General features: G+C 75.1%; 13 protein-coding genes and 1 pseudogene. 5 read left to right on the forward strand and 9 right to left on the reverse strand.

Translation table 11 applies throughout. The features are described from left to right. Positions 1–23: 23 nt before the first annotated feature. From LPA27_RS10590 to LPA27_RS10610, 5 genes are all read right to left on the reverse strand, one after another. Positions 24–344, reverse strand: coding sequence for a hypothetical protein (locus LPA27_RS10590; protein ID WP_228942396.1), 321 nt, complete (start codon positions 342–344; stop codon positions 24–26). A 67-nt stretch (positions 345–411) separates the two neighbouring features. Further along, positions 412–999 (reverse strand): dephospho-CoA kinase, encoded by a 588-nt coding sequence (gene coaE / locus LPA27_RS10595; RefSeq protein WP_056862556.1) that lies wholly within the window; start codon positions 997–999, stop codon positions 412–414. A gap of 1 nt (position 1,000) precedes the next feature. Continuing rightward, a complete protein-coding gene (locus tag LPA27_RS10600) occupies positions 1,001–1,630 on the reverse strand; it encodes a sulfotransferase family 2 domain-containing protein (protein ID WP_056862555.1) in 630 nt (209 codons plus the stop codon). 120 nt (positions 1,631–1,750) lie between these two features. Further along, positions 1,751–3,226, reverse strand: coding sequence for a 30S ribosomal protein S1 (rpsA, locus tag LPA27_RS10605; RefSeq protein WP_056862554.1), 1,476 nt, complete (start codon positions 3,224–3,226; stop codon positions 1,751–1,753). Between the two features lie 241 nt (positions 3,227–3,467). After that, positions 3,468–4,505 carry a phosphotransferase gene (locus LPA27_RS10610; protein ID WP_228942397.1) on the reverse strand — a complete coding sequence of 346 codons (1,038 nt, stop codon included), beginning with the start codon at positions 4,503–4,505 and terminating at the stop codon, positions 3,468–3,470. 55 nt (positions 4,506–4,560) lie between these two features. On the opposite strand from LPA27_RS10610, the gene LPA27_RS10615 reads away from it, so the two are divergent. After that, positions 4,561–5,478 (forward strand): hypothetical protein, encoded by a 918-nt coding sequence (locus LPA27_RS10615; protein ID WP_056904488.1) that lies wholly within the window; start codon positions 4,561–4,563, stop codon positions 5,476–5,478. Then, positions 5,475–6,332 (forward strand): class I SAM-dependent methyltransferase, encoded by an 858-nt coding sequence (locus LPA27_RS10620; protein WP_324251254.1) that lies wholly within the window; start codon positions 5,475–5,477, stop codon positions 6,330–6,332. Before LPA27_RS10615 ends, LPA27_RS10620 begins: the two co-directional genes overlap by 4 nt. 111 nt (positions 6,333–6,443) lie before the next feature. Here LPA27_RS10620 and LPA27_RS10625 read toward each other — a convergent pair whose 3' ends face one another. Beyond that, entirely contained in the window at positions 6,444–7,376 is a 933-nt protein-coding gene (locus LPA27_RS10625) for a DUF3068 domain-containing protein (RefSeq protein ID WP_082499945.1), read from the reverse strand. A 132-nt stretch (positions 7,377–7,508) separates the two neighbouring features. Here LPA27_RS10625 and LPA27_RS10630 point away from each other — a divergent pair, with 132 nt between their 5' ends. After that, complete coding sequence (locus LPA27_RS10630; protein WP_228942398.1) at positions 7,509–9,395, forward strand: hypothetical protein; 1,887 nt, start codon at positions 7,509–7,511, stop codon at positions 9,393–9,395. Next, on the forward strand, positions 9,392–10,768 hold the full coding sequence (locus LPA27_RS10635; RefSeq protein WP_228942399.1) for an acyltransferase family protein: 1,377 nt from the start codon (positions 9,392–9,394) through the stop codon (positions 10,766–10,768). The genes LPA27_RS10630 and LPA27_RS10635 overlap by 4 nt, the downstream gene beginning before the upstream one ends. Positions 10,769–12,840: 2,072 nt before the next feature. On the opposite strand, the pseudogene LPA27_RS10640 reads toward LPA27_RS10635, so the two are convergent. Continuing rightward, positions 12,841–14,928, reverse strand: a pseudogene (locus tag LPA27_RS10640) (alpha-(1->3)-arabinofuranosyltransferase domain-containing protein); the annotation flags it as partial. After that, complete coding sequence (locus LPA27_RS10645) at positions 14,925–15,749, reverse strand: class I SAM-dependent methyltransferase (RefSeq protein WP_228942400.1); 825 nt, start codon at positions 15,747–15,749, stop codon at positions 14,925–14,927. The gene LPA27_RS10645 and the pseudogene LPA27_RS10640, both read right to left, overlap by 4 nt. 46 nt (positions 15,750–15,795) lie before the next feature. On the opposite strand from LPA27_RS10645, the gene LPA27_RS10650 reads away from it, so the two are divergent. Then, positions 15,796–17,145: a glycosyltransferase family 4 protein gene (locus tag LPA27_RS10650; RefSeq protein ID WP_228942401.1), complete on the forward strand. Its 1,350-nt coding sequence runs from the start codon at positions 15,796–15,798 to the stop codon at positions 17,143–17,145. A 50-nt stretch (positions 17,146–17,195) separates the two neighbouring features. Here the strand turns inward: LPA27_RS10650 and LPA27_RS10655 are convergent, their stop codons facing one another. Next, positions 17,196–17,357, reverse strand: coding sequence for a hypothetical protein (locus LPA27_RS10655; protein WP_156697706.1), 162 nt, complete (start codon positions 17,355–17,357; stop codon positions 17,196–17,198). Positions 17,358–17,444: the final 87 nt, after the last annotated feature.

Raw genomic sequence — 17,444 nt, forward strand, 5'->3', positions numbered from 1 at the left:
GTCCCGGAGGTGCCGCGGGCCCGCTAGGAGCCGCCGCGGGCGTCGCGACGCTCCTGGAGCCGCTGCTGCGCGGCCTCCAGGTAGGCCAGGCAGGGCGCCTCGGCCTCGGGGTGACGCTCGGTGAGGTGGAAGGTCCAGCGGTCCATGGCCGCGAGGTAGCCGTTGTCCTCGCCGGGACGGAAGGTCCACCAGGCCCGGGTGCCCTTCGCCGTCGTGGTCGAGCAGCGCACGCAGCTGATCTTGTAGACGAAGGCCTCGTCGGCTCCCACCTCGATCCTCACCAGCGCCAGGGCACCACCCTCCGCGCTGGCCTTGCGCTCGCGCGCCGATCGGCTCGCCACCATGTCGACCTCCTCGTCGTCGACCTGCGAGGCTACCGCCGCGCCCGCCGCGTCCCCGCAGCGCGGCGTCTCACCCGGCGACCAGACGCGCGTGCACCTCGGCCACCCGGGCGCGCAGGTCCTCCAGCGAGCCGGTGTTGTCCACGACGTACGTCGCCACCGCGCGCCGCTGCTCGCGGGTGGCCTGGGCGGCGATGCGCGACTCGGCGTCCTCCCGGGTCCAGCCGCGGTCGCCGACCATGCGCTCGAGCTGGAGCTCACGCGGGGCGTCGACGACGACCACGGCGTCGAAGTCGCCGGCGCGCCCCGACTCCACCAGCAGCGGGATGTCGTGGACGACCAGGTCGTCGGGCCCCGCGGCCGCCTCGGCCTCGGCGTAGCGCTCGAAGACCAGCGGGTGCACGATCGCCTCGAGACGACGCCGCGCCTGCTCGTCGCCGAACACCAGCCGCCCCATCGCCGGCCGGTCGAGGTCGCCCTCGGGGGTCAGCACTCCCTCGCCGAACTCCTCGACCACCCGGGCCAGCCCCGGGGTGCCCCGCTCGACCACCTCGCGGGCGAGCTGGTCGGCGTCGATGACGACGGCGCCCAGCTCGCGCAGCAGGCCGGAGACCGTGCTCTTGCCCGAGGCCACGCCCCCGGTCAGTCCGACGCGCACCTCAGAACTCGTAGCCGAAGCGCTTGAGGTCGCGGGCGAAGACCTCGGCGACCTTGTCGCGCATCGCGTCGGTGTAGCGCTCGCGGTAGTCGGTGGGGGTGCCGGAGTTCAACCGCGGGATCTCGGTGGGCCACTCGGCGCCGAGACGGTCGAGCACGGTGCGCAGGTCGGCCTCGAAGCTCTCCTGGCGACCGATGAAGTCGGCCGTGCGCTGCTTGGTGCGCAGGTAGGCGATCTGGGGGCTGTTGAGCTGCCCCTGCCGGTCGAGTCCCTCCATCACGAACGACTCGAAGTCGGGGTAGCGCTCCTGCACCAGGCGCCACAGCCGGTTGCCCGCGAGCCGCTCGGCGGCCTTGGCGTTGCCCTCGGCGACGTACCGCTCGTTGCGCTTGATCATGGAGTGCCACGACAGCAGCCGGGCCCACGGGTTGCGCACGAAGCCGAAGATCCAGTAGTCGGCGAGCTCGGGGTGCTGCCTGAGCGCCGGACCCAGCTGGGCGTGGCGGCCCTGCGGCAGGTCGCGCACGTAGGCGACGTCGGGCAGCACCGCCTGGAGCATCGAGTCGATGGTCGACCCGCCGGTCTTCTGCACGTGGACGAAGAGCACGCGCGCCTCGTGGGAGACCATCATGGGCGGCAAAGTACCAGCCCCGCCCGCCGACGCCACGAGGGCCCGGCCACCTCTCGGTGACCGGGCCCTCGGGCGTCGTGCGGGGTGCTGCGTGGTGCGGGTGCTACGGGATGCTGCAGGTCAGCTCGCGCCGCCGGTGAGCTTCTCGCGCAGGGCCTGGAGCGCCTCGTCGGAGGCCAGCGAACCGCCCTCGGACTCCGTCTCGTCCTCGGTCGAGCCCGAGGAGTACGACGTGGCCTCGCCGGCCTCGACCTCGGCCACCTTGGCCTCGGCCTGCTGCTTGACGTGGGCCTCCCAGCGAGCGTGCGCCTTGGCGTACTGCTCCTCCCAGACCGCACGCTGCTCGTCGAAGCCCTCGAGCCACTCGCCCGTCTCGGGGTCGAAGCCCTCGGGGTAGACGTAGTTGCCCTGCTCGTCGTAGGTCGCGGTCATGCCGTAGAGGGTCGGGTCGAACTCCTCCACGTCGGCGGCCGCGGCGGTCTCGTTGGCCTGCTTGAGCGACAGCGAGATGCGACGACGCTCGAGGTCGATGTCGATGATCTTGACCATGACGTCGTCGTTGACCTGGACGACCTGCTCGGGGATCTCGACGTGACGCTCGGCGAGCTCGGAGATGTGCACCAGGCCCTCGATGCCCTCCTCGACGCGGACGAACGAGCCGAAGGGCACCAGCTTGGTGACCTTGCCGGGCACGATCTGACCGATCTGGTGGGTCCGGGCGAAGTGCTGCCACGGGTCCTCCTGCGTCGCCTTGAGCGACAGGGAGACACGCTCGCGGTCCATGTCGACGTCGAGCACCTCGACGGTGACCTCGTCGCCCACGGCCACGACCTCGGAGGGGTGGTCGATGTGCTTCCAGGACAGCTCCGAGACGTGCACCAGACCGTCGACGCCGCCGAGGTCCACGAACGCACCGAAGTTGACGATCGAGGAGACGACGCCCTTGCGGATCTGACCCTTCTGCAGCTGGGTCAGGAAGCCGTGGCGGACCTCCGACTGGGTCTGCTCGAGCCAGGCACGGCGCGACAGGACCACGTTGTTGCGGTTCTTGTCGAGCTCGATGATCTTGGCCTCGAGGGTCTGGCCGACGTAGGGCTGCAGGTCGCGGACGCGACGCATCTCCACGAGGGAGGCCGGCAGGAAGCCGCGCAGGCCGATGTCGAGGATGAGGCCGCCCTTGACGACCTCGATGACGGTGCCCTCGACGACGCCGTCCTCCTCCTTGACCTGCTCGATGGTGCCCCAGGCGCGCTCGTACTGGGCGCGCTTCTTGGACAGGATCAGGCGGCCTTCCTTGTCCTCCTTCTGGAGGACCAGGGCCTCGACCTCGTCGCCGACCGAGACGACCTCGGCGGGGTCGACGTCGTGCTTGATCGACAGCTCACGCGAGGGGATGACGCCCTCGGTCTTGTAGCCGATGTCCAGCAGGACCTCGTCGCGGTCGACCTTCACGATGGTGCCGGCGACGATGTCGCCGTCGTTGAAGTACTTGATCGTCGCGTCGATGGCGGCGAGGAAGTCCTCTTCCGACCCGATGTCGTTGATCGCGACCTGAGGCGCGTCGTAGTCGGGAAGAATGGAGATGGTGCTCGTCATAAGGGAAGTGTTTCCTTGGATGGGCAGAAGTCGTGCGGGCACGCCCGAGGTCGGGTTTCACTACCGGTGGATCGGTGCCCGGGGCGATCGCGACGCGGTGGGCGAGGCGGCTGGGCGTGGTAGCGAGCGAGGGTCCACTCCGTCTGGGACGCAGGCAGACTTCAGGCGCCTAGCCAGACTACGCCGCGGCGCGCGTGGCAGTCCAACCCGCACCCCTGTGCCGACACGCCCTCGGCGGGGCTCAGCCCGCGGGCTCGTCGGCCGCCGCGTCGCCGGCTCGGGCGATCGCGCGGAGCAGGACGTCGGCGCGCGCGGCGGCGGGGTTGTCGCCGCGTCGCGAGGCGAGGTCGACCAGCGCCCCGAGGTCGGCGGCCCGGGCGAGCACCAGGGCCTCCTGCACGCCGACGCCCAGGGCGTCGGCGTACGTCGCGACGGCGGCGTCCTGGAAGACCGGGGCCCGGTGGTGGCGCACGAGGTTGCCCAGGTCGGTGAAGGGCAGCCCCGCGTGGGCGTACTCCCAGTCGACGAGGCCGGTGAGCCGCTCGCCGGCCGGGCGGGCGGGGTCGAGGAGCAGGTTCTTGGGGTTGGCGTCGCTGTGGACGAGACACACCCCCTCGACGGCGTCGAGCGCCGCCTGGGCGTCGTCGGCGGCGGCGCGCAGGCCCGTCCACTCCGCCGGCGTGAGGTGGTCGAGGCGGTCGGCGTAGACCTCCACCAGCGCCGGCAGGCCGTCGACGTCGTAGGGCGGCTCGTGCACCCCGACGCTGAGGTCGGCGTCGACGAAGGGGCCCCAGCGCAGCATCCGGATCCCCGCCAGCCGAGCCAGCGCCGCGCCGAGCTCCTCGCCCAGGGCGGCCAACGCCTCGTCGGAGGCGACCTCGGCGCCCGTCCCCGCTGACCCGGCCAGCGGGTCGGCCAGCGGGTCGGCCAGCGGGTCGGCGCGGCGCAGGACCAGGTCGCCGCGCGTGCCCGGCAGGAAGGAGGTGACCAGCAGGCCCGGCAGCCCGCGGTCGGGGTCGCCGTGCCTGACCTCGAGCACCTGCGGCACCGGCACCGTGCCGCGCGCCAGCCGCAGCACCGCCGCGTCGACCGACGGCGCGACCGGCCCCCGGCCGCCGGCGTAGATCCGCACGACCGAGCGCTCACCCCCGGTCTCGGCCAGGAAGGTCTCCCCGGAGAAGCCGCCCTCGAGCGGTCGGAGGCCCGCCGCGAGATCGCCGGGGGCGCCGGCGTGCTCGGTGGCGTGCTCGGGGGCGTGCTCGGAGGGGGGCACCGTCATGGCCAGGATGCTGCCACGGCCTCCGCGCGACGGCGCTGCGCCGTACGGTGAACCCGTGAGTCCCGACGTGCCCGACCGCCCCGCCCCCCGCTCCCCGCGCCGACCGGCGCCGGGTCGGCCGACGCCGGGCTGGCCCGCGGGCCTGCCGCGGGAGGTGCCCCGCGACCTCGGCGGCGTGCTGGGCGTGCTCGGCGGGGCGGCCATGCTCCCCGTGCGGGTCGGGGTGGCCGCCACCCAGACCACGCTCCAGCTGGGTCGTCTCGCGGCTCCCGACGGGCCCGTGCGCCGCCCGGGTGGCTACGCCGACCTGGTGCTGCGGGTCATCGGCGAGCACGGCTACGCCCAGCAGCTGGTGGAGCTGCTCACCGACGAGGACGGCCCGATGCGGCTGGCCCGCACCGTCAACGAGCTGATGGAGCCCGGTCGCCCGGTCGCCCGGCTGCTCGAGCGCGACGGCCTGCTCGACCGGCTGCTGGCCGACGAGGGCCCGCTGGCCCGGCTCACCGCCGCCGACGGCGGGCTGGAGCGGCTGCTCGGACCCGAGGGCCCGGTCGAGCGGCTGCTGGCCCCCGACGGGGCGCTCGAGCGGCTGCTCGCCGAGGGCGGCGCGCTCGACCAGCTCATCGCCCACGAGGGCGTGCTCGACCGGCTGCTGCAGACCGGCGGCGCGCTCGACCGCCTCACCGCCGCCGACGGGGTGCTCGACCAGGTGCTGCGACCGGGCGGGCTGGCCGACCGGATGCTCACCGAGGACGGCTTCGTCGAGAAGCTCATCGCCGACGGCGGCACCCTCGACCAGCTCGTGGCGCTCGGCGCCACGCTCGAGGGGATCCAGCCGCGCCTGGTGGAGCTCGCCCGGATCGTGCCGGCGCTGGCCGAGTCGGCCGACGCGCTCGGGCGGGCCGTCGGCCCGCTGGGCGACCTGGCCGGCCGCCTGCCCGGGCGGCGCAAGCCGATGCCGCTCGCACCGTGAGCGCTCTGCCGCCGCAGCCCGACCAGGCGCCCGACTCCCGCTCCCACCCGCCCCTCCCGCCGGTGCGGGTGGAGCGCCGCGACGTCGGCGAGGAGGAGTCGCGGCGCGCCAACGGCCCCGACTGGGACCGCTACGCCGACGACTACCAGGCCACCCACGGGGAGTTCCTCGGCGACGCCGGCTTCGTGTGGGGTCCGGAGGGCCTGACCGAGGCCGAGGTCGGCGTGCTCGGCCCGGTGGCGGGCCGCGACGTGCTCGAGGTCGGCTCGGGCGCCGGGCAGTGCAGCCGCTGGGTGCGCGACCAGGGCGGACGCTCCTTCGGCGTCGACCTGTCCTACCGCCAGCTCCAGCACTCGCGGCGCATCGACGAGGGCACCGGCGTGGTCGTGCCCTCGGTGCAGGCGACCGCCACCCACCTCCCCTTCGCCGACGCCTCCTTCGACGCCGTGTTCTCCTCCTTCGGGGCGCTGCAGTTCGTGCGCGACCTCGACCGGGCCGTGGCCGAGACCGCGCGGGTGCTGCGACCGGGGGGCCGCTTCGCCTTCTCCATCACCCACCCGACGCGCTGGATGTTCCCCGACGACCCCGGCGAGGCCGGCCTGGTCGCGTCGCAGTCCTACTGGGACCGCACGCCCTACGTCGAGGTCGACGACGCCAGCGGCGAGGTGTCGTACGTCGAGCACCACCGCACCCTCGGCGACTGGGTGGGGGTGCTGGCCGGTCACGGCTTCGCGATCGTGCGGCTCGTGGAGCCGGAGTGGCCCGAGCACCACGACCGGGTCTGGGGCGGCTGGTCGGCCACCCGCGGCCGCTGGACCCCGGGCACCGCGATCTTCGCCTGCGACCTGCGCTGAGCCCGCACCGTCGAGGCCCGTGACGGCCCGTGACGCCGACAGGCCCCGGACCGCGTGGTCCGGGGCCTGCTGGTGGTGCGGGTGCGGCCCGCGACGGGTCCGCAAGACCGGTCAGCGACCGGCGGGCGTCCTGTCGCGGTGCGTCGTGCTGGCCGTGCCCGCGGTGCGCGGGCGCGCGCGCAGCAGGAGCACGGCGCCGGCGACGAGCAGCAGGCCGCCGCCGACGAAGCCGACGATCGGCACGGTGCGGGTGATGAGGTCGAGGCTCGCGATGTTCTCCTCGGCGTCGGCGACGTTGGTCGCCTGCTGGTCCTCGGTGAAGGCCAGCTGCAGGTCGAGGGCCTGCGTGCCGTCGTCGAGGTAGCGCTGCTGGTCGTCGGTCTGGTGGATGATCGCGCCCGTGCGCGGGTCGACGTAGATCTCCTTGACGTCGTCGTAGGTGCCGTTGAGCTCGAGCAGCGCGCTGACCACGATCGGCGCGTCCTGGATCTCCACGCGGTAGACGTAGGTCTCGAGGCCCATGACGTCCTCGGTGCGGTCGTAGACCGCGTCGACGCCCTCGCCGGTCACGCTGTCGAAGTAGGTGTAGGTGGTCTTCTCCGCGTCGAAGGGCCACTTGTTGACGACGCCCTCGTGGGCCGCGGCCTGCGCCGGCAGCTCGTCGGACTCGACCGACTCGGCGGTCGTGCGGTCGGTGGCGAAGAAGTCGTCGGCACCCGACAGCACCGACTCGTCGTCGAAGGCCGGGCACTCCTCGGTGGCCTCGGTGCCGTAGACGGCGCAGGAGCGGTTGAAGAACACCGCGGTGTCGTCGCTCGAGGCCTCGCTGTCGCTCTTGGTGATGCTGAGGGCGTAGATCGGCTCCGCCGCGCCCAGCTCGTTGGTGGCCGTGTCGAGGCGCGCCGCCTCACCGCTCAGCACCGTCACCGAGTCGACGTCGACGGGGGTGCGCTTCACGGCCCCCGGTGCCCACGTGAGGGCGACCACGGCCGCCACCACCAGGAATGCCCCCAGGCCCACGAGGACCCGTCCCAGAATCTTCATCCACTTCCCTCCCAGAAAGATCGATCGGCGAACCGTAACCCATCCGGAGGACGAAGTGTGCCTCCCGTCACAGGCTGTTACCGAACAGTAGGAATCGGTGGCCCGCGGCGCGCCTGTGCGAGACTCGCCGGCGTGCCAGACCAGCCGTCGTCGTCGACCCGCACGACCTCGGACGACGCAGCGGTGTCGACACCTCCCGCACCTCCCGCGCGCGGCGACCGGCCGCCGGCCGCCGGCGCGCGCCCCCTCGTCCTCGGCGCGTGCGCGATCCTGGTGGCGGCGCACCTGGCCCTGCGGGCGTGGGCGCTCTACCCGAGCTGGTTCTACCTCGACGACCTCCAGATGCTCGACGACGCCGAGCGCTCGGGCCTCGGTGCGGGCCTGCTGCTGGAGCCCTACGACAGCCAGTTCATGCCGCTCGGCCGGTTCCTCGCCTGGGTGGTCACCACCGGCGGCGACGTCGACTGGGCCCTCGCCGCCACGACCACCCTGCTGCTGCACCTGCTGGCCGCGGCGGCGTGCGTCTGGATGCTGGTCGTGCTCTTCGGGGCCCGCTGGGCGGTCGTGCCCCTGCTCGCCCTCTACCTCTCCAGCGCCATGACCCTGCCGGCCGCCATGTGGTGGGCGGCCAGCCTGAACGCGCTGCCGCTGCAGGTCGCGTTCTTCTCCTCGGTCGCCGCCTGGACCTGCTACCTGCGCACCGGGCGGCTGCGCTGGCTCCTCGTGACGCTGGTGGCGCTGTCCTTCGGCCTGCTGGGCTACGTCAAGGCGCTGGTCCTGCTGCCGATGCTCGCCGCGTACGCGCTCGGGTGGTTCGCCGAGGGCGGTCCGGCGCGACGTGCGCGGGTGCTGGCCCGTCGCTTCTGGCCCGCCCTGGTCGCCTGCACCGCCCTGGCGGTGGCCTACCTCGTGCACTACCTGCTGCGGGTGCCCTCGCTGGCCGAGGAGACCTCGGGCTCGGTTGCCGGCGGACTGGCGGAGACGATGCTCGGCCGGTCGCTGTCCACCGGGCTGCTGGGCGGTCCGTGGCGCTGGAGCGACGTCAACCCGCCCGCAGGGCTGGCCGATCCGCCCGACCTGCTCGTGCACCTCGCCTGGGTCGCCCTGGCGCTCGGCGGTCTCTTCGTCGTGCTCCGGCGCACCGGGGCGGCCCGGGCCTGGGCGCTGCTGGCCGCCTACGCGGCCGCCTCCTACGTGCTGCTGCTGGTCACCCGGGCGCCCGTCGTCGGAGAGGTGGCGGGGCTGGAGTACCGCTACCTCAGCGACGTGGCCTGCGCCGCCGTGCTGTGCCTGGGTCTCGCCGTCCTGCCCCTGGCCGGGGCGCCCGGCTCGAGCTGGCCGCGGGACACCCCGCTGCTGCTGGTGGGCGTGGGGCCACGGGTCCTCACCGTCGCCACCGTCGCGGTGGTGGTGGCCGGGGTGGTGAGCTCGGTGCTCTACGCCCGCATCTGGCACACCGACAACCCCGGCGAGACGTACCTCCGCACGACCCAGGCCGAGTTCGCCGGTCTCGGAGCCGTCGACGTGGCCGACACCGTGGTGCCCGACGAGGTGGTGCCCGGCTACCTGTACCCGTTCAACACGACGGTCAGGCTGCTGCCCGTGGTGGTCGACAACGCGCGCTTCCCCTCGGTCACCGACCGCCTCGTCGCCCTCGACGCCCAGGGGCGCCCGCGGCGCGCCGTCATCGACCCCGTGGCCGTGGCCGAGGAGGGGCCGCGGCCCGACTGCGGGTGGGCCGTGCGCGAGGGTCGTTCCCGCACCGTGCCGCTCGACGACACGGCCTTCGACTACACCTGGTGGGTGCGGGTCGGCTACCTGTCGTCGGCCGCCGACACCGTCACCGTCGAGGTCGGCGACCGCACCGTCGAGGCGCCGGTCGACGCCGGCCTGGGCAGCCTCTACGTCGAGGTGACCTCCGCGGTGTCGTCTGTCACCCTGGACGGGCTGTCGCCGGGGACCACGATGTGCGTCGACGTCGTGGAGGTGGGCACAGCCGTCGCAGGAGGTCCGTTGTGAGCACACCGTCGCACGCCCGGCTCGAGCCCGGGGCCGACTCCGGGGCCGACTCCGGGGCCGACTCCGGGGCCGCCACGGGGGCCCGCAGCGCGACCGCCGCGGCCCCCGCGCTCCCCCAGGGCTCGCTCGTGCCCCCGCCGGCGCGCAGCGGCCCCGACTTCGCGGCGCTCGACGCGCTGCGCGCCGTGGGCGCGCTGTGCGTGCTCACCACCCACGTCGCCTTCTGGTCCGGCGACTACACCGGCAACGGGTTCTGGGGCACGCTGCTGGCCCGGCTCGACGTCGGCGTCGCGCTCTTCTTCGTCCTCTCCGGCTTCCTGCTCGCCCGCCCCTGGCTGGCCGCCACGGCCGACCGCAGGCCGACGCCGGCGACACCGGACTACCTGTGGAAGCGCTTCCTGCGGATCGCCCCGCTCTACGTCGTGACCGCGGCCCTCGCCCTGGCGTTCGTGCGCAGCAACGCCGACCTCTCGTGGGGTGACCGGGTCGCCACGCTCCTCATGCTCGACACCTTCCGCTCCCCGCTGCTGCCGGGCGGGCTGACCCACATGTGGAGCCTGGCGGTCGAGGTCACCTTCTACCTCGCGCTGCCGGCCCTCATGGTCGCGCTGCTGGGCCGTCGCCGGGTGCGGGCGGCCCGCGGCCTGCGCCCGGCCCGGGTCCTGGTCGGCATCGCGGCGCTCGTCGTGGTCACCGCCTGGTGGCACCTCGACGGCGCGACCCGGGTGGGCCCCCACACCGACGGCGCCCCGCTGCAGTGGCTGCCGGCGTACCTGTCGTGGTTCGCGCTCGGCCTGCTGCTCGCGCTGGCCCACGTGCTGCACGAGCGGGGCGCGTGGGAGCGCCTCACCGCGCCGCTGGTCGCGCTGGGCCGCCAGCCGGGGAGCTGCTGGGCCCTGGTGGCCGGCCTGCTGCTCGTCGCCGCGACCCCGGTGGCCGGACCCTCGATGCTCGACGCCCCGACGCCGGGGCAGTCGCTGACCAAGAGCCTGCTCTACGCCGTGGTCGGGCTGCTGGTCGTGGTGACCGGGGTCTTCGCCGACCCCGCCAGCCGCTACGCCCGGGCGCTCTCCCACCCCGCCGCCCGGCGGCTGGGCTGGATCTCCTTCGGGATCTTCTGCCTGCACCTGCCGCTGCTGCACCTGGTGATGTGGGCGACGCCATGGGAGCTCTTCGAGGGCCACGGCGTGCCGCTGTGGCTGCTGACCCTCGCGCTGTCGCTGGTGGCGGCGGAGGCGTCCTACCGCCTCGTCGAGCGCCCGGCGATGCGCCTGCGCGGACTCGTGGGGAGCCGCTCGGCGAGCCGGCCGGGGAGCCGCACCCCCTCCGGTCCGGCGACGAGCAGCCCCACCAGCGGCACCAGCATCAGGTAGACCGGCCACGCCGCCTCGCCGGCCCACCCGTCGCTGCTGCCCCAGGGCGTCACGGCGTAGGCGCCGGCGACGACGAGGACGGGCACGGCGACCGCCCAGGCGAGCGCGTCACCCGCCCCTCGGCGCTCCAGCAGCCCGGCCGCACCCCGCACGAGCACCGTGACGACGGCCGCCACGACCACGCCGGGCCAGCCGGCCACGGCGCCCGCGCCGAGCAGCCCGACGCCGGCCAGCAGGGCGCCCGGCACCCGGCGGTCGGTCAGCGGTGCGGCGTCGTCGGGCCACCCGCGGCGTCGGCCGAGCAGCACGAGGACGAGCAGCGCCACCAGCCCGACCAGCCCGGCCAGCAGACCGGTGCGGTAGGCGCGGTCGGGTGCGAACACCGCCTCGACCGGGGCGGCCTCGGGATCCGCTCCCGTGGCCGTTCCGGTGGTCGTTCCCGTGGCCGTTCCCGTCGCCGTTCCAGCGGTCGCGGAGGGGGCCGCGGCGTCGGGGAGCAGCCAGCCCTGCTGCCAGCCGTCGACGACCACCGGGGTCAGGTCGACCCCCTCCTGCGAGGCGCGCCAGCCGGCGTTGGCGTTCTGCCGCAGCACCACGAGCGCGTCGCCGGCGGCGGGCTCCACCGTGCGGGTGTCCGGGGTCCGGCGCCACGGCAGGGCCTGCTCCCCCGCGCCCAGCGGGAGGGCGGCCTGCGCGGGATCGGTGAGCACGAGCGCGTCGACGGCGAGCGCGGCGCTGCTGGGGGCGTCGACCAGGACCTCGCCGGCGGGCAGGTCGAGGGTGGCGCCGCCGCAGAGGCGGCCGTCGACGACCTCGCCGCGGGCGAGGTCGGCGGGCGCGGCCTCCAGCGCGGTGGGCAGCACCTCGCTGTCGACGACGACGTCGGGGCCGGTGCCACAGGGGTAGGCCACCGGCTCGGTGGGCAGCGCCAGCGGGAGGTACTCCACCCCGCCCAGGTCGATCTCCGAGACGCCCACCCCCAGGTCGATGCCGGCGGCGGAGAAGTCGAGGCTCGTGGTGTCGTCGGCCTCGAGCACCTCGACGCGGAGCCGGTCGGTGCGGATCGGCACGAGGCGCGCCCGGCCGTCGTCGAGGTCGACGGTGCGCTGGCCGTCGGGCCAGGTGAGCCGCAGCCGGGTCGGGGCACGCACCGCGGCGTCCTCGTCGACGTCGACCGCGATCCGTCGCATCGTGCGCTGGCCGAGCCAGGAGAGCTCGAGCGCCGGGCGCAGGTCGTCGGGGTCGGCGCTCCAGGTCGTGCCGGGGTCGCCGTCGACGGCGGCCACCGCACCACCGCGCGGGTCGGGCACGGCGGTGCTGCTGGCGCCGACCGAGACCGGCTGGTCGCGCAGGGCGAGCCGGTCCAGCTCGGGCCCGCCGCGCGGCACCAGGCTCAGCCGGGTGTCCCACGCCGAGGCGGCGTCGAGGGTGAACGCGCGGCTCAGGCCGGCGGCCTCCTCGTCGTCGCGGTCGCGGCCGGCCACGCAGCGCACGTCGCCGTCCACGACGACGCAGCCGCGGCGGGCGTCGCGGTCGCGTCGCAGCACGACCGCGGCCGGGTCGCCCCACGCCTCGGGCAGGGTCGGCAGCACGAGCCGGCGGCGTACGTCGACGCCGGGCAGCACGACCTCCGCCAGCGACAGCGCGCGGCCGGCCACCCCGGAGGCGTCCTCGACCCCGACCCAGGCGGTCTCCCCGGCCGGCAGCGTCGTCTCGCGCACGTCGCCGGGGCCCAGGCGCAGCTCCTCACCGACGCCGGCCTCGGTGCGCAGCCGCACGAGCTGGTCGTCGGTGGCGCCGGGCCCGCCCTCGAGCCGCACGGTGCCGCCCGCCATGGGCTGCTCGAGGTCGAGGCGCCACCACGCCGACGAGGAGGACAGCGGGGCCGTCTCCCAGGCCGTCGCGGGGTCGCCGTCGACCGCGGCGTAGGGCAGCGCGCCGCGGCGCGCGCCACCGACCGCGGTGGCGTCGGAGGCCGAGGAGGACGCCGAGACGGCGCGCGCGCCCTCGAGCCGGACCGTCGTCGACCAGCGCCCGGCGTCGGCGGGCAGGTAGTCGCGCGCCGGGTTGCCGGTGCGCCGCACGTCGCCGGGCGTCAGCGCGGCCGAGGCGCCGTCGTGGAGGCGGGCGAAGCCGCGCTCGCGGGCGCGGAGCCCGTCGGTCAGCACCACCGGGGCCTCGAGGCCCCCGTCGTCGCCGACCAGGGCACCGGCGCCCTCCGCACCGTCGGCGGCGAGCACGGTCGGGGTGTCGCCGAGGAGCCCGAGCCGCGACAGGTCCAGCAGGTCCTCGGGGCCGCCGGCCACGACCACGGGCTGCTCGGTGCCCACCGCGAGCCGACCGCCGTCGGGCACCGCCCACACCTCGACCGCGGCCTGCAGCGACTGCCAGCCGCCGTTGACGAGCACCCGCTCGCCGTCGACCTCGTCGAGCAGCGAGCCACCGCCGACGTCGGGCCCGAAGGTCGCCACCCGCTCCAGCCCCGGGCTGTCGGCCAGGGCGGCGTGCACCAGCACGGGGTCGGGCACGTCGCCGTCGCGGGCCAGGTCGTTGCGCACCACGAGGTGCTCGACCCCGGCGCGCTGCAGGTAGGCCACCAGCGCCGCCGACCCCTCGCCCTGGGCCAGCCGGTCCTCGATCGCGTCGAGCATGCGGATGTTGCCCGGGCGGGTCAGCGGGATCACGTTGCGCACCGCCCAGGGCGCGTCGGCCAGCCACTGCAGCGGCTCGTCGCGCGGGCCGCCCCACACGTACTCCCCGAAGGCCGAGCCCGGCACCAGCAGGTCGGTGCCGCCGGGGTCCGTGTCGTCCTCGGCCGCCAGCCAGGCCGCGGTCTCCTCCCAGTACGACGGCACCCCGAGGGTCGCGCCGGCCGGGGTCACCCGGCCCAGCGCCGCCGGCAGCGCCGCGCCGGCCACGACCGCCAGCGCCATCGCCACGACCGCCGCGCGGTTGACCCGCTCCAGGCGCGCCTGCGGACCGGCGCCGGGCCCCTGCGGGGCACCCACGTCGGCACGGTCGTCGCGACCACGCGCCAGCACCCGGTCGAGCACGAGGGCCAGGCCCACCACCAGCGGCAGGCGCAGCACGGGGTCGAACTTGTGCACGTTGCGCAGCGGCGCCATCGCGCCGTCGAGCAGCCCGCGCACGTCCGCGGCCCACCAGCCCTCGACCGCCCCGGTGTGGCCGGCCCCGACCATGAGCACGCCGAGGAGCACCGAGAGCACGAGGAAGGAGCGGTGCGGCGTGCGGCGGTGGGCCAGCCCGGCCACGCCGAGCAGCAGCACCACGCCGCTGTTGAGCACGAGGGTCGCGGTGGTGATCAGGTCGTTGCCGGCGCGCGAGGCGGGGTCGACGTAGGGCACCCAGTTCGAGGTGCCGCGCAGGACGTCGAAGAGCGTGGTCGGGAAGGTCGTGACCGACGTCGTCTCGATGTAGTCGAGGAACGGCGGGCTGTAGGCGCCCATCACGAAGAGCGGCACCAGCCACCACAGCGTGCCGAGGAGCGTGAAGAGCGGCCACCACAGCATCAGCGCGCGCCGCCGCGGTCCGGGGGTGCGGGTGAGCAGCCACACCACGCCCAGCGGCAGCACCGCGAAGGTCGCGGCCGCGTTGACGCCGCCGACCATGGCGACCGCCAGGGCGGAGAGGGCCGCGGCACGGCGGGGCGACCCCACCGTGGCACCGCGCACCAGCGGCAGCAGCACCCAGGGCGCCAGGGCGCTGGGCCACGCCTCGATGCTGATCGGGCCGAGCGTGGTCAGCAGCCGCGGCGAGAGCGCGAAGGCGAAGCCCGCCGTGAGGCAGGCCAGGTCGGAGCGCACCCCCAGCGCCCGGGTGACCCGCGCGGCCCCGCTGAGTGCCACCGCCATGACCAGGCCCACCCACAGCCGCTGCACCACCCAGCCGGGCAGGTCGACGAGCCCGCCGAGGAGGAAGAACGGTCCCATCGGCCACAGGTAGCCGTAGGCCTGGTTCTGCAGCTGGCCGAAGGCGCCCTCGCCGTCCCACAGGTGCAGGGCCCGGCCCAGGAAGTCGGCGGGCGCGGCGGCGAGGTCGAGCTTGGTGTCGGCGACGAGGTAGCCGGGGTCCTGGACGAAGGCCACCCCCACGACCACCAGGCACGCGGCGAGCAGCCGCAGCCGGAAGGTGGCGGTCATCGCTTGCGCAGCACCAGCACGAGGTTCCAGGTCACGACCTCGCGCAGCACCGGCACGCGCAGCATCCACCACGACCAGCGGGGGTTGTAGCGCGGCAGGACGGCCACGACCTCGGCGTCCTGCTGGCGCGCCGCCCAGTCGAGCCCGGCGGCGACGGTGACGGCGAACAGCGACTCGCCGTACTTGTTCTTGGGCTCGTGGCCGTGCGTGCGGGCGTAGCGGCGACGCGCGTAGCGGCCGCCCACGAGGTGCCACGGCGAGGTCTCGTGGCCGCCCCACGGGCCCCACCACAGGCACCAGCTGATGAACGTCGTGCCGCCGGGCCGGGTGACGCGCAGCATCTCCTCGCACATCAGCCACGGGTCGGAGACGTGCTCGAGGACGTTGGAGGAGTAGCAGACGTCGACCGCGCCGTCGCGGAAAGGCAGCCGCATCCCGCTGCCGACGACCGTGCCGCCGGCGATGCCGCCGAGGCCGGAGAGCTCGCCGACGTCGGAGTCGAGGGAGAAGTACGTCGCCCCCGCCGCGCGGAACGCGTCGCGGAAGTAGCCGGGGCCGCCGCCCACGTCGAGCAGCGTGGCGCCGCGCAGGTCGACGTAGGACCCCAGCTGGGTCGCGGAGTCGTCGGCGAGCGCGGTGTAGAAGCGCGCGGGATCGCTCTGCTCGTGGCGGAACTCCCCCAGCAGCCGGGTCGCCCGCCCCCAGGTCGCGCGGCGACGAGCGCTGCGCGGACCGGTCGGGAACACCCGGCCGCGCCCGCGTCCGGAGGCTCGGACCTCGCCGGGTCGGCGGCGGGGCAGGAGGGAGCTGGGGCGACGCACGGCGGCGAGACTACCCGCTGGTAGCCGCGTTGGTAGTGTCCGCCGGATGCACGCTCGCCCGTCCCCGGCCGACCGCCCGGCCGACCCGTCCTCCGACCCGCTGGCCGACCCGCTGACCGACCCGCTGGCCGACCCGCTGGCCGCCTCGCTGGCCGGCACCTCGGTGGTGTTCCTCAGCTGGCGCGACACCAGCAACCCCGAGGGCGGGGGCGCGGAGCGCTACCTGGAGAAGATGGCTTCGGGGCTGGTCGCGCGCGGCTGCGAGGTCACCGTCTTCTGCGCCGCCCACGCCGCGGCACCGCCCGAGCAGGTGGTCGACGGCGTCCGGTTCGTGCGGCGCGGCACGAAGCTCTCGGTCTACCTCGAGGGCATGCGCGCGCTGCGCCGCGGCGACCTCGGCGACCCCGACGTGGTCGTCGACGTGCAGAACGGCCTGCCCTTCTTCAGCCGTCTCGTCACCCGTGCCCCCGTCGTCGTGCTCGTGCACCACGTGCACCGCGAGCAGTGGCCCGTGGTCTACCCCGGGCTGGTGGGCCGGGTCGGCTGGTGGATCGAGCGGCGCCTCGCACCGAGGCTCTACCGCCGCTCCCAGTACGTCGCCGTCTCGCGCGCCACCGCCCGCGAGCTGCGGGCGCTCGGGGTGCGCGGCCCCCGGGTCGCCGTGGTGCACAACGGCACCGACCCGTGGGTGCCGGTCGACCCCGGCCCCTCCCCTCGGCCGCTCGTCGCCGTCGTCGGCAGGGTGGTGCCCCACAAGCAGGTCGAGCACGCCGTCGACGCGGTCGTCGCGCTGCGCGAGGAGGTGCCCGGCCTGCACCTCAGCGTCGTCGGCAGCGGCTGGTGGGAGGCGCAGCTGGCCGAGCACGTCGCGGCCGTCGGCGCCGACGACCTGGTGACGCTGGAGGGCCACGTCACCGAGGAGCGCAAGCACGAGGTCTACGAGCGCGCCTGGGTGCTCGCCCTGCCCTCCCTCAAGGAGGGCTGGGGCCTGGTGATCGGCGAGGCCGGCATGCACGCCACCCCCACCGTCGCCTACCGCTCCGCCGGGGGCACCCAGGAGTCGGTCGAGGACGGCGACTCGGGGCTGCTGGTCGACGACCAGGACGCCTTCACCGACGCCCTGCGGGCCGTGCTCACCGACGACGCCCTGCGCGGGCGGCTGGGCGAGGGCGCCCGGCGCGTCAGCCGCACCTACACGTGGGAGGCCGCCCAGCAGGCCTTCGCCCTCGTGCTGCTCGCTGCGGTGGAAGGGCGCCACGTCGAGAGCCAGGACCCCGAGGTGGTCGCCGACGTGCGGCCCCGCCGCACGCGGGCGCGGCGCGGGGGCACGGGCGCCGGCCCGCTCGCACGGGCCCGGCGGGCCCTGGACGCCAGGAGGGGCCGGCGGTCGCGATGACCTCCGGCCCCTCCGGGCACGCTGGGTGACGGCGCCGCTGCGCCGCTGCGTCAGTTGGTCGAGCCGTAGCCGACGACCTGCGAGGCGTCGGTGACGCTCACCGGGCTCTGATCGGGCTTCTGCGTCTGCGACGAGACGACACCGACGATGGTGGCGGTGGCCATGGCGCCGCCGACGAGGACGGCCGCGACCGTGCTGAGAATAGTTCCCACTGTGTAAACCCCTCCCTGAGTTCGGGGAGAGCCTAACAGTGACGACGGTCTCAGGCGGACTTCACGCCGACTTCCTGCGCAGGCGGC

The organism is Nocardioides sp. Leaf374 (genome assembly GCF_916862475.1).
Taxonomy (GTDB): domain Bacteria; phylum Actinomycetota; class Actinomycetes; order Propionibacteriales; family Nocardioidaceae; genus Nocardioides; species Nocardioides kribbensis.

What these genes read in the sequence shown, in the direction of transcription:
- LPA27_RS10590 (WP_228942396.1), bottom strand. Translation starts at nt 344, where the DNA reads ATGGTGGCGAGCCGATCGGCGCGCGAGCGCAAGGCCAGCGCGGAGGGT.
- LPA27_RS10600 (WP_056862555.1), bottom strand. Translation starts at nt 1,630, where the DNA reads ATGATGGTCTCCCACGAGGCGCGCGTGCTCTTCGTCCACGTGCAGAAG.
- rpsA (WP_056862554.1), bottom strand. Translation starts at nt 3,226, where the DNA reads ATGACGAGCACCATCTCCATTCTTCCCGACTACGACGCGCCTCAGGTC.
- LPA27_RS10610 (WP_228942397.1), bottom strand. Translation starts at nt 4,505, where the DNA reads ATGACGGTGCCCCCCTCCGAGCACGCCCCCGAGCACGCCACCGAGCAC.
- LPA27_RS10625 (WP_082499945.1), bottom strand. Translation starts at nt 7,376, where the DNA reads ATGAAGATTCTGGGACGGGTCCTCGTGGGCCTGGGGGCATTCCTGGTG.
- LPA27_RS10650 (WP_228942401.1), top strand. Translation starts at nt 15,796, where the DNA reads ATGCACGCTCGCCCGTCCCCGGCCGACCGCCCGGCCGACCCGTCCTCC.